Source organism: Streptomyces sp. NBC_01618, assembly GCF_045209435.1.
Taxonomy (GTDB): domain Bacteria; phylum Actinomycetota; class Actinomycetes; order Streptomycetales; family Streptomycetaceae; genus Streptomyces.
In genome coordinates this window covers 1,484,655-1,500,360 of the sequence record NZ_CP109297.1, presented here as the reverse complement: position 1 = coordinate 1,500,360, position 15,706 = coordinate 1,484,655, and the positions used below count along the sequence as shown (strand labels likewise).

General features: G+C 69.9%; 14 protein-coding genes and 1 pseudogene. 11 read left to right on the top strand and 4 right to left on the bottom strand.

Going from position 1 to position 15,706, the window contains the following annotated elements; all coding sequences use genetic code 11:
• The first annotated feature begins 92 nt into the window (after positions 1 to 92).
• From OH735_RS07130 to OH735_RS07110, 5 genes are all read left to right on the top strand, one after another.
• A complete protein-coding gene (locus tag OH735_RS07130) occupies positions 93 to 587 on the top strand; it encodes a hypothetical protein (RefSeq protein WP_406380415.1) in 495 nt (164 codons plus the stop codon).
• A 553-nt stretch (positions 588 to 1,140) separates the two neighbouring features.
• Positions 1,141 to 1,470, top strand: coding sequence for a hypothetical protein (locus OH735_RS07125; protein ID WP_406380413.1), 330 nt, complete (start codon positions 1,141 to 1,143; stop codon positions 1,468 to 1,470).
• Between the two features lie 227 nt (positions 1,471 to 1,697).
• Entirely contained in the window at positions 1,698 to 5,060 is a 3,363-nt protein-coding gene (locus OH735_RS07120; RefSeq protein ID WP_406380411.1) for a tetratricopeptide repeat protein, read from the top strand.
• Positions 5,061 to 5,074: 14 nt separating this feature from the next.
• A complete protein-coding gene (locus OH735_RS07115) occupies positions 5,075 to 5,218 on the top strand; it encodes a hypothetical protein (protein WP_406380409.1) in 144 nt (47 codons plus the stop codon).
• 113 nt (positions 5,219 to 5,331) lie between these two features.
• Complete coding sequence (locus OH735_RS07110; protein WP_406380408.1) at positions 5,332 to 6,108, top strand: GNAT family N-acetyltransferase; 777 nt, start codon at positions 5,332 to 5,334, stop codon at positions 6,106 to 6,108.
• Positions 6,109 to 6,612: 504 nt separating this feature from the next.
• On the opposite strand, the gene OH735_RS07105 is transcribed toward OH735_RS07110, so the two are convergent.
• On the bottom strand, positions 6,613 to 7,191 hold the full coding sequence (locus OH735_RS07105) for a TetR/AcrR family transcriptional regulator (protein ID WP_406380406.1): 579 nt from the start codon (positions 7,189 to 7,191) through the stop codon (positions 6,613 to 6,615).
• Between the two features lie 91 nt (positions 7,192 to 7,282).
• Here OH735_RS07105 and OH735_RS07100 point away from each other — a divergent pair, with 91 nt between their 5' ends.
• The 3 genes from OH735_RS07100 to OH735_RS07090 all read left to right on the top strand — a co-directional run bounded on the left by OH735_RS07100 (position 7,283) and on the right by OH735_RS07090 (position 8,169).
• Positions 7,283 to 7,729 (top strand): anthrone oxygenase family protein, encoded by a 447-nt coding sequence (locus OH735_RS07100; RefSeq protein WP_406380404.1) that lies wholly within the window; start codon positions 7,283 to 7,285, stop codon positions 7,727 to 7,729.
• A 150-nt stretch (positions 7,730 to 7,879) separates the two neighbouring features.
• A complete protein-coding gene (locus OH735_RS07095; RefSeq protein WP_406380403.1) occupies positions 7,880 to 8,032 on the top strand; it encodes a hypothetical protein in 153 nt (50 codons plus the stop codon).
• Complete coding sequence (locus tag OH735_RS07090) at positions 8,029 to 8,169, top strand: hypothetical protein (protein WP_406380401.1); 141 nt, start codon at positions 8,029 to 8,031, stop codon at positions 8,167 to 8,169. The genes OH735_RS07095 and OH735_RS07090 overlap by 4 nt, the downstream gene beginning before the upstream one ends.
• A gap of 340 nt (positions 8,170 to 8,509) precedes the next feature.
• On the opposite strand, the pseudogene OH735_RS07085 reads toward OH735_RS07090, so the two are convergent.
• A pseudogene (locus OH735_RS07085) lies at positions 8,510 to 8,908 on the bottom strand (hypothetical protein); the annotation flags it as partial.
• Between OH735_RS07085 and OH735_RS07080 the strand changes: the two are divergent.
• Entirely contained in the window at positions 8,868 to 9,002 is a 135-nt protein-coding gene (locus OH735_RS07080; protein WP_406380399.1) for a hypothetical protein, read from the top strand. The pseudogene OH735_RS07085 and the gene OH735_RS07080 sit on opposite strands and share 41 nt — an antisense overlap.
• A gap of 558 nt (positions 9,003 to 9,560) precedes the next feature.
• Here the strand turns inward: OH735_RS07080 and OH735_RS07075 are convergent.
• A complete protein-coding gene (locus OH735_RS07075; protein WP_406380397.1) occupies positions 9,561 to 10,121 on the bottom strand; it encodes a TetR/AcrR family transcriptional regulator in 561 nt (186 codons plus the stop codon).
• A gap of 141 nt (positions 10,122 to 10,262) precedes the next feature.
• On the opposite strand from OH735_RS07075, the gene OH735_RS07070 reads away from it, so the two are divergent.
• On the top strand, positions 10,263 to 11,861 hold the full coding sequence (locus OH735_RS07070) for a carboxylesterase/lipase family protein (RefSeq protein WP_406380396.1): 1,599 nt from the start codon (positions 10,263 to 10,265) through the stop codon (positions 11,859 to 11,861).
• A 319-nt stretch (positions 11,862 to 12,180) separates the two neighbouring features.
• On the opposite strand, the gene OH735_RS07065 is transcribed toward OH735_RS07070, so the two are convergent.
• Positions 12,181 to 12,603 carry a hypothetical protein gene (locus OH735_RS07065; protein ID WP_406380394.1) on the bottom strand — a complete coding sequence of 141 codons (423 nt, stop codon included), beginning with the start codon at positions 12,601 to 12,603 and terminating at the stop codon, positions 12,181 to 12,183.
• Between the two features lie 260 nt (positions 12,604 to 12,863).
• Between OH735_RS07065 and OH735_RS07060 the strand changes: the two genes are divergently transcribed.
• Entirely contained in the window at positions 12,864 to 15,692 is a 2,829-nt protein-coding gene (locus OH735_RS07060) for a penicillin acylase family protein (protein WP_406380392.1), read from the top strand.
• The last annotated feature ends 14 nt before the right edge of the window (positions 15,693 to 15,706 follow it).

Sequence of the window (15,706 nt, the reverse complement as noted above, 5' to 3'; positions counted from 1 at the left end):
GCCTTCAGAGAACGTTGAGTCAGTTGACTCCTCAGGTAGGCCACTCTCACCCAAGCCTGTTCCTCCCGGGCTGTGGCTCCTACTCTGCGAGCATGGACTGGGGAGCAATCGTCGGCACCGTTACGGGCGCACTCATCGGCGTGGGCGCCACTTCTCTGGCCGACCGGTCAAGATGGCGCCGAGAACAGGCGACGCGTCAAACCATGATCAAACGAGAGTTATATGCCGCCTACCTTGCGGCCGTAGCACAGTCATGGAACGAGATCCGCGCGGCCGTGATCGACAGCGACGATGCGTGGCCGGAGCGCGCACGCTTGGCGAGCCTCGCCTATCGGAACGGCGGTGTATACGAGCTGCGCTACCAGGTATCCATCACCGCTCCGCCGAACGTCGTCGCTCTATCCGACCAAACCATGCGTGGCATGCGCGACCTGACAAACAGGTTGAACGCCGGACAGACGTATAGCAGTTGGGATGAGCTCAAGCGCGATAACCAAGCGTGGTTCGACGCCTTCAACACCATGCGTCGCATGATGCGCCTGGACCTCGACCCCGAAGCACTCCACCTGCCACCGTCCAGCCCATGACATCCCACCGGCCGGTCCCGTAGGGCGCCTGCCAGTGCCTGATCAGCCTTCTGGAAGTAAGTTCAGAGAATACGTGAACACCCTCATGCTTCAGGACGTCCTCGATGAACCGGAGTGGGCCGACCTCCTCGCCCTCGCCGACCGGCGCGGCCTGACTCCGTTCTCCTGGACCATCACGATCCAAGTCTCTCCGGTGTCCAAAACCCGGGGTCAGGGCCCGTCAACCTCGACATGGATGCCCGTCTCAACTTCGCTGCGGCCACCGTGCCCGGCCCTCGGGCCCCGCTGGATGACCAGCCGACCCCGCCCCGGGACCGGGAGAAGGCGGAGTCTCCGCCTATGCGGGCAAAGCGGTAGCGGGTCCGTTCCGAACCCTGCCACCTGTGCCGGTCGGCGGCGGGGACTGCGGTTCCAACACGATTGCGGGGAACCGGTGGTTGTGCGGAGGCGTCCTGTGCTAACGGTTGAAGTTCATCCATGCCGCTGAGGGCGCGCGTCGTCGGCTGCGGGGAGGGGGCGAGTGGGTGTGTCGCAACGTAGGAAGATCACGGTCGTGGTGGTCGCGGTCGTGTTGACCGTGTCGACGCCGTTCTTCTGGCTGCTGGACAGCCCGGATACCGGCCAGCTGGTTGCCGCCTCAGTCCAGGGTGCCACCGGTATTGCCGCCCTGGTCTGGGCGCTGTCGCAGTCCTCAGCCACCCCACAGCCTGGGGTGGCGGTGGTCGATACCGGGAAGGCCAAGGCTACCGGTGGAGGCCGCGCGTCCACCGGCGTACGACGCCCGCACGATGCCGGGAGCGGGGTGATTCGGGTGGAGCGAACCGGGGACGCCACTGCTGAGGGGCCTGACAGCAGCGCAAGTACAGGTGTCGACTACAGCTGACCGGGCCGGGACGGCCCAGTATGAGGGAGGAGCTCCGCCTGATGGTGAAATGGCTCAATCGCCGCCCCGACCCGGACGGTGACTCCGGTGCTGGTCCCAAGACCACAGATGCAACGCCTGGACCGTCGGTAGCCGCCACGGAGACCGGTGATGCCACCGCCAGCGACGGCGCCACGGCGGTATCCGGCTACACCGGACCTGACCCAGGGGCCACCGGCCCGGTACATGTGAGCCATACGGGGGCCGCCACCGCCAGTGAGGGCGGCCTGGCCAACACCGGGTACCTGGCGATCGGCAACTTTGTGCAGCAGGCCGCCCCGCGCACACCGGCCGCCTGGCCGCATCAAGTCGGCGTGTTGCCGCCGCGTGCCTTGTCCTTCCAGCACCGGGCCGAGGTCGACCAGCTACGGACAGCGGTCGACGGCGGGGGTACTGCGGTGCTCAGTCAGGTGCTGACCGGTACCGGTGGGGTGGGCAAGACGCAGCTGGCCGCCGACTACGCCCGCACCGCATGGGACACCGACAGTGTGGATGTGCTGGTGTGGATCAGCGCCAGCAGTCGGTCGGCGATTACAGACGGGTACGCGCAGGCCGGTGTGGAGGTGCTGGGAGCTGATCCCACGGACCCCGAAAAGGCCACGCGGGAGTTCCTGGCCTGGCTGGAGCCCAAGGCCGGAACGAAGCCGTGCCGGTGGATGGTGGTGCTTGACGATCTTGCCGACCCAGCCGACCTGCGCGGCCTGTGGCCGCCGAACAGTCCGCGCGGCCGCACCCTGGTCAGCACCCGCCGCCGCGACGCTGCCCTGACCGGAGCGGGCCGGCGCCTGGTACACGTGGGCCTGTTCATGCCCTGGGAGGCCGCCGCCTACCTCACTGCCGTGCTCGCAGCCCATGGACGCACCGAACCCGCCGATCAGATCCGCAGCCTTGCCGCCGACCTGGGGCACCTGCCCCTTGCCCTCGCCCAGGCCGCCGCCTACCTCATCGACACCACACTGGCCTGCGCCGAGTACCGCCGGATGCTCGCAGACCGGATGAGGAAGCTGGCCGACCTGCTGCCCGAGTCCGGCATGCTGCCCGACGACCAGACCACCACCGTGGCAGCTACCTGGTCGCTGTCCATCGAACGCGCCGACCAACTCCGCCCGGCGGGCCTGGCACGTCCCATGCTCCAGCTCACCGCGATGCTCGACCCCAACGGCATCCCCACAGCCGTCCTTGCCGGCCAGCCCGCCCTTGACCACCTCACCAAACACCGCACCTGGCCACCAGATACCGGCCGCACGCATGGCCGACGATGGCGACAGCCGTGGAGGAGGCAGCAGAAGCCCGATCAGGTCACAGCTGACGAAGCCGAAGGCGCCCTGTCGGCCCTGCACCGCCTCAGCCTTATCGACCGTAGCCCCGACACCCCCCACCAGGCCGTCCGGGTCCACCAGCTCATCCAACGCGCCACCCGTGATGATCTCCTCTCCGACCAGCGGGGCCGGGTCGCACGCGCCGCCGCGGACTCCCTCACCGATGCCTGGCCCGAAATCGAACGCGACACCGTATTCGCTCAAGCCCTGCGCGCCAATACCGAAGCGCTCACCCGCCACGCCGAAGACGCCCTGTACGAGGCCGGCGGAGCACACGAGGTGTTCTTCCGAATCGGACAAAGCCTGGGTGAAACCGGCCAGGTTGCGGCTGCTATCGACCACTTCCAGCACCTGGCCAGCAGCACGCATCGCAGCCTGGGCAAGGACCATCTCGACGCTTTCGCGGCTCGCAGCAACCTTGCCTTCTGGCGGGAACGGGCGGGGGATGCTGCCGGAGCCGCCGCCGCGTTCGCCGAACTGCTGGAGCACATGGAGCGGCAGCTGGGTCCCAAGCACCCCGCCACCCTCATGGTCCGCTACCACCTCGTTCGGTCTCGGGGGGAGGCGGGGGACCTAGCCGGTGCCGCCGCCGCGTCCGCCGGACTGCTGAAGCGGATGAAGCGGGTGTGGGGCCCCAACGCCCCCGCCACCCTCGTTGCACGCCGAGTCCTTGCAACCTTGCGGGGACGGGCGGGGGATGCTGCCGGAGCCGCCGCCGCGCTCGCCGAACTGGTCGCTGACCTGGAGCGGGTGCTGGGCCCCGACCACCCCGACACCCTGGCCGCCCGCACTGAACTTGCAACCTGGGCGGGACGGGGGGATACGGCCGGAGCCGCTGCCGCGACCGCCGCAGTGGTCGCTGACCTGGAGCGGGTGCTGGGCCCCGACCACCCCGCCACCCTCCTCGCCCGCAGCAACCACGCGTCCTTGCACGGACTGCTCACGATTTCGCAAGGGCAGGAGGGGGATGCTGCCGGAGCCGCCGCCGCGACCGCCGAACTGGTCGCTGACCTCGAGCGGGTGCTGGGCCCCGATCACCCCAACACCCTGGCCGCCCGCCACGAGGACGTTGTCGGCAGGGGTCTGGAGGGGGATGCTGCCGGAGCCGCCGCCGCGCTCGCCGAACTGGCGGAGCACATGCAGCGAGTGCTGGGCCCCGACCACCCCCAGACCCTCTCCGCACGCCTCAGCCTTGCCCGGTTTCGGGGTCTGGAGGGGGATGCTGCCGGAGCCGCCGCCTCGCTCGCCGAACTGGTCGCTGACCACGAGCGAGTGCTGGGGCCCGACCACCCCGACACCCTGGCCGCCCGCTACGAGGTCGCCTACTGGCGGGGACGGGCGGGGGATGCGGCCGGAGCCGCCGCCTCGCTCGCCGAACTGGTCGCTGACCACGAGCGGGTGCTGGGGTCCGACCACCCCCAAACCCTCCTCGCCCGCGCCGGCCTTGCCCGGTTTCGGGGAGAAGCAGGGGATACTCTCGGAGCCGCCGACGCGTCCCCCGGAATGGCGGAGCACATGCATCGGGTGCTGGGCCCCGACCACCCCAGCACCCTCGCTGCCCGCCACCGCCTCGCCCGGTCTCAGGGGCTGGCGGGGGATGCGGCCGGAGCCGCCGCCTCGCTCGCCGAACTGGTCGCCGACCACGAGCGAGTGCTGGGGCCCGACCACCCCGACACCCTGGCCGCCTGCCACGAGGTCGCTTACTGGCGGGGACGGGCGGGGGATGTGGCTGGAGCCGCCGCCGCGCTCGCCAAAGTGGCGGAGCACATGCAGCGGGTGCTGGGCCCCGACCACCCCCAGACCCTCGACGCCCGCCTCAGCCTTGCCCGGATTCGGGGGGAGGCGGGGGATGCGGCCGGAGCCGCCGCCGCGCTCGCCAAAGTGGCGGAGCACATGCAGCGGGTGCTGGGCCCCGACCACCCCAACACCCTTGCCGCCTGCAAGGAGGTCGGCTTCTGGCGGGGGCAGGCGGGGGACGCGGCTGGAGCCGCCGCCGCGACCGCCAAGGTGCTGGAGCACATGCAGCGGGTGCTGGGCCCCGACCACCCCCAGACCCTCGCCGCCCGCCTTGAGGTCGCCCTCTGGCGGGGGCTGGCGGGGGATGTGGCTGGAGCCGCCGCCGCGACCGCCAAGGTGCTGGAGGACATGCAGCGGGTGCTCGGCCCCGATCACCCCCAGACCCTCGAGGCCTGCCTCGTCCTTGCCCGGTTGCGCGGGGAGGCGGAGACGTAGTCGAAGCCACAGCCGTGACTGCCGAACTGCTCGAACACACGCTGCGGGTGTTGGTGCCCGCCGACCACCCTGCCACCCTCACTATCCGCCACAACAACCTCGTCGCCTGTCGGGAGCAGGCGACGAGTGCCAATGCTCATCAATCGACCGAATGGTGAGCAAGATCCGCAGATGCGGGTTCACGGCCCGACCGTCGTCGGAGTCGGGCGCCGCGGGCGCGGGCGGCGGGAATCCGCTTGGTGAGCCCTCTCGCCTGTGCTGAAATGCGCGGATGGATACTTCCGAAGTACTCGCCCTCTTCGACCGTCAGATGAGGCGGGATACCCTCGCCGACGCGCCCGGCGCCCGGGTCGAGCGGGTCGGCAAGGTGGTGCGGCAGGTCGGCGTCGAGGGCGGCTGGAGCGCGGTCGTCTGGTCCGGCCTGGACCAGGCCACGGCGCAGCCGGCGATCGCCGAGCAAGTGCAGTACTTCACCGAGCTGGGCCGTGAGTTCGAGTGGAAGCTCTACTCGCACGACCAGCCGGAGGATCTCGGCGAGCTGCTGCTGGCGGCCGGGTTCGAGGCTGAGCCCGACGAGGCCCTGATGATCGCCCGGATCGCCGACCTGCCCGATGGCGGCGGACTGCCCGAGGGTGTCCGGCTGCACCCGGTGACCACCCCGGCCGACGTGGAGCTCATGCTGTCCGCGCACGAGGGGGCGTTCGAGACGACTGCGGACTGGCTGCGGCCGAGTCTGCTCGACATGCTGGCCGAGAGCCGGGGGACGGTCAGCATGGTCGTCGCGATGGCCGGCGACATGCCGGTCTGCGGGGCGCGGATGGAACTACACCCGGGCACCGAGTTCGCCAGCCTCTGGGGCGGCGGCACCGTACCCGCCTGGCGCGGCCGGGGGATCTACCGGGCGCTGGTTGCGCACCGCGCCAAGATCGCCGCCGAGCACGGCTACCGCTACCTGCAGGTGGACGCCTCCGACCAGAGCCGCCCGATCCTGCAGCGGCTCGGCTTCGCCGCTCTGAGCACCACGACCCCGTACGTGTACAAGCCGTAGCCGGTATCCCCTGCTCAACGCTTCTCGCTCGCGGGCTGGAGCAAACCTCCTGGGCCTGGAGGGCGGCAAAGTCGGCGTAAGCCCGCTCGACGACCTCGGGGCATATCTGGGCCGCCGGCTTTATCTAGGTGTTCTGTCCACAGAGGTTGGTGACAGTGATCACGGCTGGGTGATCTTGAACGAGTGAGGGCCTTCCGGGTTCGGTGTGGATTGCGACATCTCCACCGGACGATCAGAAGGCCCTCGTGCCCCACCGTAATGCACCCCTGACCGAGACGGGCCGCCTGTGCCTGGCCAGCCGCGTCCCCAACATCACAGGGCAATACAACTAGGGCGCGTATCGGGTCGTGATCAATGAACACCGCAGCTTCCGGGGCGGGTGCCCCGTCTGGGGTACAGGGCCCGGCGATCTGCGGCTGCGCCGTGTGGGCGCGAGTGACCGGAAGCGATGCCGCGGGCAGGCAGCCGGGCCCGAAGACCCCCGCTGCCCGGCCGTACGACGCGTCAGACCACGGCCAGCCGGTCCACCAGCAGCTCCGCTCTCCGCTCGGCGTCCCCTGTGGGCAGCCGTCCCGCCCGGGTCAGGGTCGCCAGCCCGTGCAGGGCCGCCCAGAACACCTCGGTGAACAGTGCCGGGTGGACGCCTTCCCCGGCAACCTCACCGAGAGTCTCCAGCAGGGCGGCGAAGGCGTCCTTCAGCGGCTCCGGGGTCTCCTCGTCCGCGAACGCCAGGCCGCCGTCGAGCTGGAACATGGCGTCGTAGACCGCCGGATTGCGCTCGGCGAAGTCGAGGTAGGCGCGGGCGAGGGCGGTGACCCGGGCGCGCGGGCCGTCCGCGGCGGAGGCCGCGGCCCGCAGCGCCGCGGCCATCTCGGCGGCACCCTCCAGGGCGACGGCGCCGATGATCTCGCGCTTGCCGCGGAAGTGGCTGTAGAGGACGGGCTGGCTGTACTCGATGCGCTCGGCGAGCCGGCGGGTGGTGACCGCGTCCCAGCCCTGCTGCTCGGCGAGTTCGCGGGCCGTCGCCACGATGAGGCGCTCGCGGACGGCCCGTTCGCGGTCCTTGCGTTCCTGTACCGACATGACTCGATCCTAGCACCGCTAGACAAGCAAGCGGCAGCAGTACTAGCTTTGCCTCATCATCTAGCAACACTAGATTCCAGGAGGGGCAGTCATGCTCAGCGCGCTTGAGATCGTCACCACCGTGATCGTCGGCCTGATGGTGGGAGTGGAGTTCTCCGTCGCCTTCGTCATCAACCCAATCTTCAACGCCCTCCCCGACGACAGCGCCCAGCTCGGCCGCAGCCACGGGGGCCGGATGCTCGGCGCCGTGATGCCGGTCTGGTACATCGGCTCGCTCGTCCTCGTCGCGGTCTGGGCCATCGCCGGATGGCACCACGACGGCGCCGGACTCGTCGTCACCGCCGGCGCGCTGCTGATTCTCAGCGTGGTCATGTCGATCCTGCTGCTCGTCCCGATCAACAACCGGGGCAAGACGTGGACCGCTGACAACCGGCCCGCCGACTGGAAGGAGCAGATGAACCGCTGGGACCGCTTCCACTACGTCCGCGTCGCCGTCATCATCGCCGCCTTCACCCTGCTGGTCGCCGCCCTCGTCTGAGCCCGCGGGCCGACAGCACGCTGGTGGCGCACAATCCCCACTCCCCGGGCGGCAGCGGGCCATCGAAATCCCGACATCCGGGAATGCAGCTGCCGTTGAGAGCCCACCACGCCCGGCGGGCGCCTGGTCTTCCACGTCTTCGCCGCCCTGGTGGAGTTCATCCGCGAACTCATCGTGCAGGGCACCAACGAGGGCCTGGACGCCGCCCGCGCCCGCCACGCCAGGCTCGGTCGCCCGCCGGCCATGACGCCGGAGCAAGTACGTTACGCCCGCGACCTGCTCACCCGCCCGAGAGCACCGTGACCTCGATCGCGAAGCTGCTCGGCGTCTCCCGCAACACCGTCTACAACTACGTGCCCGAGCTGAAGGGCGGCCGCCAGGCGCTCGCCGAGGCGACCAACACGGCTGAGCTGCCGCGTCCGGCCAAACCCAAGGACTGATCGCCGCCGTTTGCGGCTGGTGACGATCCTGCTGGCTTTACTCGGTCGCGCGGCGAGGGAGAGGTCGAGGCGGGCAAGGTGGCTGACGCGAGTACGCGGCTGCTGCTATTTCACCCCCACCCGCGACCGGGGACGTCAAGACGGCCGCTGCTGTCCTGCCCAACGGGCCGTCAGACCCGCTGGGTACGGAATGAGCCAGCAGGATCGGTGCCCGGAATGTTGATGAGATTTAGGAACGCTTGTCTGGTGTGTCGGCGTCAGTCGATGGCCGACGGAGGTCGCCATGCCTGTGATCGCTAGGTGGGCGTCGTCTCTCAGCGTCGGGCCGCCGGTGGGGTGTTCAGGCAGCGGTCGAGGAGTGCGTGCATGCGGGGTACGGGGAGGGCCGGGTTGGCCGCAGCGCCCTCGGCGGTGCGGGGGGTCGGTGAGGAGGGCTGACCGATAAAGCCAGGCGGACGTTCTCCGGCTTCTTGTGCCGGGACTTCGCCATCAGCATCAGCAAAGAGGCGCCCTGTTCACCGAGGTGGGTGAGGGCGGAATGGCGATACTCGTGCAGATCCCAGCCGGTCCCCGGCCCACGCACTGCGGTGTGCTCGTCCAACAGGGCGCGGGCCTGGCCGTAGGAGAGGCGGGCCAGGCCGGTGTCCGGGCACACGTCGCGCGGGTGGACGACCTTCCCCGGGCCGGGACGGCGGTGGGTGACGAACACCGGCCCGCGGGTGCGGCCACGCAGCAGGCGGGCGCACGGATGGGCCCCTCACTCCAAGGTGCTCGCCGGCTACCTCGAAGTCGTCGACCAGTGGGGGGACAACGCCCTGCTCGGCGTGCTGTAACTGATCGGCTGGGCCCGGGTGATGTACGCCCGGGCCCCTGCGCTGCCCGGCTACTTCTTCGGCTGGCTTTGCTGACGCCGCAGTTCACGGATGCGGTCCTGCTCTGCGAACAGTCGCCAGCCTCTGTCAGCAGCAGCCCACACGGAGCGCTGATGCGAGACTTAAGGTCGCCATGATCGAGGCGCGGTGCCGTTTCCTGGATGCCTCGCGCGCGGTGCTCCAGACGGCACCCGACACGGACAGAAAGTGGTTCAGGTAGGACGGGCGACCAGGCGTCAGTCGCGCTGCTCGCAGCGCGCCACCAGGTGGCCGTAGAGCCGGCGGGCGTGCTCGGGCCACAGCGCGCGCGGGTCCCGGGGGCCCGTCGCCGGAGCCCCGGGACCAGGCCGCAGGACGGGGGTGGTCGGCCCCGGGGTGAGGAACTGGGGCCCCGATCGCCTACGAACAGCGGTCAGCCGCCATCACACTCGCCGCATATCGAGCAACTGTCCGCCGTGGACATGGAGGTGGGCGGACGGTGCGGTGGCGGTCCTGTGCCTTCGGTCCAGGGGCCGAGCCTCACGCCTCCTCAGGCAGGTAGGTGGCCAGCGCCCGCAGGCCCGCCAGCACCTCGTCGGCGGTGGGCGCGGACTCGGGGTCGGTGAGATGCTGCATCATCAGGCCGCTGACGAGGGCGAGCTGCACCGAGCCGATGGTGCGGATCGTCGCTTCGGGGAGCTCGGTCTCGGCGGTTCCGGTGACCTCTCGCGCCATGCCACTGCGTCCCTGCCGCAGCCCGGCGGCCACCTGCTCACGTAGCTCCGGATCGCGCTGCGCGCGCAGGACGGTCTCCAGATTGGCGATCCAGAAGGTCTTGTTGACCGAGAACGCCTCAATCAGGCGACGCCAGAGTGCGTTGAGGTCGGTGTCGCTCGACGACGGCCCGAAGGCCTGGTCCCCCGAGTCGAGCGCCTCGAAGAGTGCCTGGTTGAGCAGTGCCTCCTTTGAGCCGAAGTGATAGCCGATCGCCGCCATGCTCACGCCCGCCGCGGAGGCGAGGTCGCGGACCGTCGTGCGCTCGTAGCCCTTCGTGAAAAGGCACTGCCTGGCGGCCTCCAGCAGCTTCTCCCGGTTTCCCATGGCGCGGACCCTAGCAACAGTCTGCACGTTTGCGCCAGACGAACGCATTAGGCAATCGCATTAGGCAAACGTCTTGCGCATCTGCCCAAATTCTGGCTACCTTTCCGGGCATCGAAGATCACGCCGATCCCGGGAGCCCAGATGAGCACCATGAAGTCCCGCACCGCCGCCTTTGCTGCGGCCACCGTCTCTGCAACGCTCGCCGCCACGGTGATCACGGCCGGCCTGGCCTCCGCGCGTCCCAGCGGCCAAGACTTCCCCGCCCGGGTGATGACCGCCGAGGGCCCGGTTCAGGGCGCGGTCGCTGGTGCGGTGCGCACGTTCCAGGGCATCCCTTACGCGGCCTTGCCGACCGGAGAACGCAGGTGGAAGGAGCCGCAGCCGGTCCGCCACTGGTCGTCGCCGCTGGATGCCCGCGCCCCGAAGAGCGCCTGCGCGCAGCCGACCGACCAGCCCATCTCGATCGAGGGCGGAGGCAGTGAGGGCTGCCTCTACCTGAACGTCACGACGCCGGCCCGGCGGACGCCGGGCCGGCTGCCGGTCATCGTCTGGATTCACGGCGGCAGCTTCACCTACGGCGACGGCGCCACCTATCGCGCGGCCAAGCTGGCCGCCGCGCGGCAGGGCGCGATGGTCGTGACGATCAACTACCGGCTCGGGGCGTTCGGCTTCCTCACCGCGCCCGGCCTGCGCGCGCCGGCCAACCTCGGCCTCCTCGACCAGCAGGCCGCACTGAAATGGGTCAACCGCAACGCCGCTGCCTTCGGCGGCGACCCCCGCAACGTCACGATCATGGGGCAGTCGGGCGGCGGCTACAGCGTCTGCGCCCAGCTGGTGTCGCCCGGAGCCCGCGGGCTCTTCCACAAGGCGATCGTGCAGAGCGCGGGCTGCGTCGGACCGGACGGCTCGTTCACCCGCACGCAGGCCGAGACCAACGGCCGCGCCGTCGCCAAGGCCGCGGCCTGCGACGATCCGCGCACCGTCGACTTCTGCCTGCGGCGCAGGTCCACCGCCGATCTCGTCAAGGCGTCCGCCTCCGGACACGACGGCTACCGGCCTGTGGTGGACGGCAAGGTGCTGCCCGAAGCCCCGTCACGGGCGATCGCCGCCGGGCGGTTCGCCCGGGTACCGGTGCTGCACGGCTCCACTCATGACGAGATGAGCGGGCTGGCCGGGCTCGACGAAATCATGACAGGGAGGCCGCTGACCGCCGAGGGGTACGCCAAGAAGGTCACCGAGCAGTTCGGGAAGGACGCTCCCGCGGTCCTGGCCGAGTACCCAGTCGCGAACTACCCGGCGCCCGGGGCGGCACTGTCGGCCGTGCTGACCGACTCGGAGTGGTCGACCGCGGCGCTCGACACCCAGCGCGCGCTGGCCCGCTACACCCCCGTCTACGCTTATGACTTTGCCGAGACCAAGTCCCCGTACTTCAAGAGCGTGCCGCGGCCGGCGAGTTTTTCGCTCGGCACCGGCCACATGGTCGACCTGGCCTACCTGTTCGACAACGACCTGTTCGAGCCGCTCAACGTCGCGCAAGCCGGGCTGTCGGACACGGTGATCGCCTACTGGAGCCGGTTTGCGAGCACTGGGCAGATGAACGGGCATGGCATGCCCACGTGGAAGCGGTTCACGACCCGCAGCCCGTACGTGCAGCGGCTCGCGTCCGGCCGCATCGGGCACACCGACTTCGCGGCCGACCACCACCACGCCTTCTGGAAGGCACTCGCCCCCTCACGGTGAAGTGAAGGGCTCCTGACGGAGTACGCGACAGCCGGAACGCCGCCGTTTGCGGCTGGTGACGATCCTGCTGGCTTATTCCGTACCCAGCGGGTCTGACGGCCCGTTGGGCAGGACAGCAGCGGCCGTCTTGACGTCCCCGGTCGCGGGTGGGGGTGAAATAGCAGCAGCCGCGTACTCGCGTCAGCCACCTTGCCCGCCTCGACCTCTCCCTCGCCGCGTGACCGAGTAAAGCCAGCGGGATCGTCACCAGCCGCAAACGGCGGCATCCCTACGCCGGGCCCGGCGGTACGTGTTCCCTCCGTTCAACGGACACGGACGGTTACCACGGAGATGTCGGTGTGCCGTCCGGGTCCAGGCCATACGGCCACAGCCTGTCGAAGATATCCCGCATCTCGTCCAGGTGGGTGAGGGCGCTGCTGTCGCTGTGGTCGACGGCCTGCCGGTAGAGGTCCTCGGCACCGTCCCGGTCCCCAGTCTCCTTTCGTATCTCGGCCAGGCGGGTCAGGGCGCCGCTGCTGCCGTGGTCCTCGGCGAACTGCAACACCGTCACCAGCGCGAGCTGGCCTGGTGACCAGCCTGGCCGTCCTCTGGCTTCGAACGCCTCGGCGAACTCGGCGTCCGCGAACAATTCGCCCAGCTCGTCACGGACCCGCATCGCCAACGGGTACGGGCCCCGTACCGCCACCGCCCGCGCCATCTGCGCGGTCAGCTCAGGCACCTTCGGCCACGGCCTCGGCTGCATCGACATTCCACACCCCACCCGCGACCGGGAACGCCAAGACGGCCGCTGCTGTCCTGCCCAACGAGCCGTCAGACCTGCTGGGTACGGAATAAGCCGACAGGATCGGTGACACGGTTCTTACCGGCACCCGAGATGACAGGCCGTCACGAGGGCGCGGGCGATGGGCATGTGATGATCCGGAAAAGGTGACTGCTGTTCATCTTACCGGCGAGTCATACCGCCAGTAACCTCCGGCCCATCGGCATCTCGGAGGAGCACGCATGCCCCCACGCACCGTCAAGTTCAGAGCCGCCACCCTCGCGGCGGTTCTCGCGCTCGGCACCACCCTGCTCGCGGCCTCGCCCCGGTCCGGCGCCGCCGCGGCGGAACCCGCACCCGTCACCGACTACTGCCAGGGGCAGTGCGACGACATCCTGCCACCCGGCGAGAACGGCAACGCCACCCTCGTCGACATCCTCGGCAACAAGGCGTTCGGCACCCACCCCGCCCACAGCGACGACCAACTCGACCGCTACAACGGCCTGGTGGCCGGCCACACCGCTCTCACCGACCAGAAACTGACCGACTTCTTCAACGACGCCTCGTTCGGCGTCCCGAAGGACCAGGTCGAGTCCGTCACCTCGCCCCGCGACGACGTCACCATCACCCGTGACAAGGCATCCGGCGTCCCGCACATCAAGGGCACCACCCGTTACGGCACCGAGTTCGGCGCCGGATTCGCCGCCGGGCAGGACCGGCTCTGGCTGATGGACCTCTTCCGGCACATCGGACGCGGCGAACTGACCTCGTTCGCCGGTGGCGCACTGGCCAACCAGGGCCTGGAGCAGCAGTTCTGGCCGCAGGCCCCGTACACCGAGGCCGATCTCGAAGCCCAGGTCGCTTACATCAGGACCCACGAGGGCGCCCGCGGCGAACAGGCCATGGCGGACGCCCAGGCGTACGTCGACGGCATCAACGCCTACCGCGAGAAGTCCAAGAAGGGCCGCTACTTCCCCGGCGAGTACGTCCTCACCGGCAAGATCGACGCCATCACGAACATCGGGGAGATCCAGCCGTTCAAGCTGACCGACCTGATCTCGATCGCTTCCGTGGTCGGCGGTCAGTTCGGTGGCGGTGGCGGCGGCGAGGTGCAGGCGGCGCTCTCGCTGCTCTCCGCCCAGCAGAAGTACGGCGTCGCCGAAGGCACCAAGGTCTGGGAGTCGTTCCGGCAGCGCGAGGACCCCGAGGCCGTGCTGACGGTTCATGACGGCACGTCGTTCCCGTACGCGGGCAAGCCCGCCACGGCGCGCGGCACCGCGCTGCCCGACAGCGGCTCCGTCACGGCCGAGCCCCTGATCCACGACCGCACCGGCTCCGCGGGCACCGACGAGAAGGCCCCCGTCAGGGCCCCGGCCACGCTCAAGAAGGCCCAGGGCATCTACGACGACGGCGTCATCCCCGCGGGCTCGCTGCCGGGCTCCGGCTCCGGCGCCCAGAAGCGCGGCATGTCCAACGCCCTGCTGGTCTCCGGCAAGCACACCGCGAGCGGAAACCCGATCGCCGTCTTCGGGCCGCAGACCGGCTACTTCGCCCCGCAGCTGATGATGCTCCAGGAGCTCCAGGGCCCGGGCATCAGCGCCCGGGGCGTCTCCTTCGCCGGTGTCGGCATGTACATCCAGATGGGCCGCGGCCAGGACTACGCCTGGAGCGCCACCTCGGCCGGCCAGGACATCACCGACACGTACGCAGTCGAGCTGTGCGAGCCCGGCGGCGCCACGCCCACCAAGGACTCCACGCACTACCTCTACCGCGGCACCTGTACCGCCATGGAGACGCTGGAGCGCACCAACTCCTGGAAGCCGACCGTCGCCGACTCCACGGCGAAGGGCTCCTACCGGATGCAGGTCCGGCGCACCAACTACGGCATCGTCACCCACCGCGCCACCGTGGGCGGCAAGCCCGTCGCGTACACCTCGCTGCGCACCACCTACCGCCACGAGGCCGACTCGATCATCGGCTTCCAGATGCTCAACGACCCGGCGTATGTCAAGGACGCCGCCTCGTTCCAGCGGGCGGCGAGCAACATCGACTACGCGTTCAACTGGTTCTACGCGGACTCCCGCACCGCCGCGTACTACAACAGCGGCATGAACCCCGTGCGCGCGGCGGGCGTCGACCCGGCGCTGCCGGTGAAGGCCGAGCGGACCTACGAGTGGAAGGGGTACGAACCGGCCGCCAACACCGCCGCGTACACCCCGTTCGCCGAGCACCCGCACTCCAGCGGCCAGGACTACTACGTCTCCTGGAACAACAAGCAGGCCAAGGGGTACGCAGCCGCGGGCTTCGGGCTCAGCGCCGTGCACCGGGGCGACCTGCTGGACGACCGGGTGGCGAAGCTGGTCGAGGAGGGCGGCGTCACCCGTGCCTCCCTCACCCGCGCCATGGCCCAGGCCGCCGTCACCGACCTGCGCGGCGAGCAGTTGCTGCCCGAACTGCTGAAGGTGATCCGCTCCCGACCGGTCACCGATCCCGAACTGAACGGCGCGGTCCAGCAGTTGGAGTCCTGGCGGGCGGCGGGGTCGCAGCGCAGGGAGAGCAGCCCCGGATCGCACGCGTACAGCTACGCCGACGCGGTACGGATCATGGACGCGTGGTGGCCGCAGCTGGTCGAGGCCGAGTTCAGACCGGGGCTCGGCGACGGGCTGTACGGGGCGCTGACCGCCAACCTCGCCACCGACGAGTCCCCGGCGGCCAGCCACGGACCGAGCGGGGCGCACAGCGGTTCGGCGTTCCAGTACGGCTGGTGGGGCTTCGTGGACAAGGACCTGCGCCGGGTCCTGGGACAGCCGGTCAAGGGCCCGCTGGCCAGGACGTACTGCGGGAACGGTGACCTGGACAGCTGCCGCGACGCGCTGCTGTCGTCCCTGAAACGGGCCGCGGCGGAGCCTGCCGCGAAGGTGTACCCGGGGGACGACAACTGCAAGGCGGGCGAGCAGTGGTGCTCGGACTCGATCGTGCACCGGCCGCTGGGCGGGATCGCGCAGAAGTCCATCCACTGGCAGAACCGCCCGACCTACCAGCAGGTGGTGGAGTTCCCCGCCCACCGGTAGGGACCTTCCGGTTC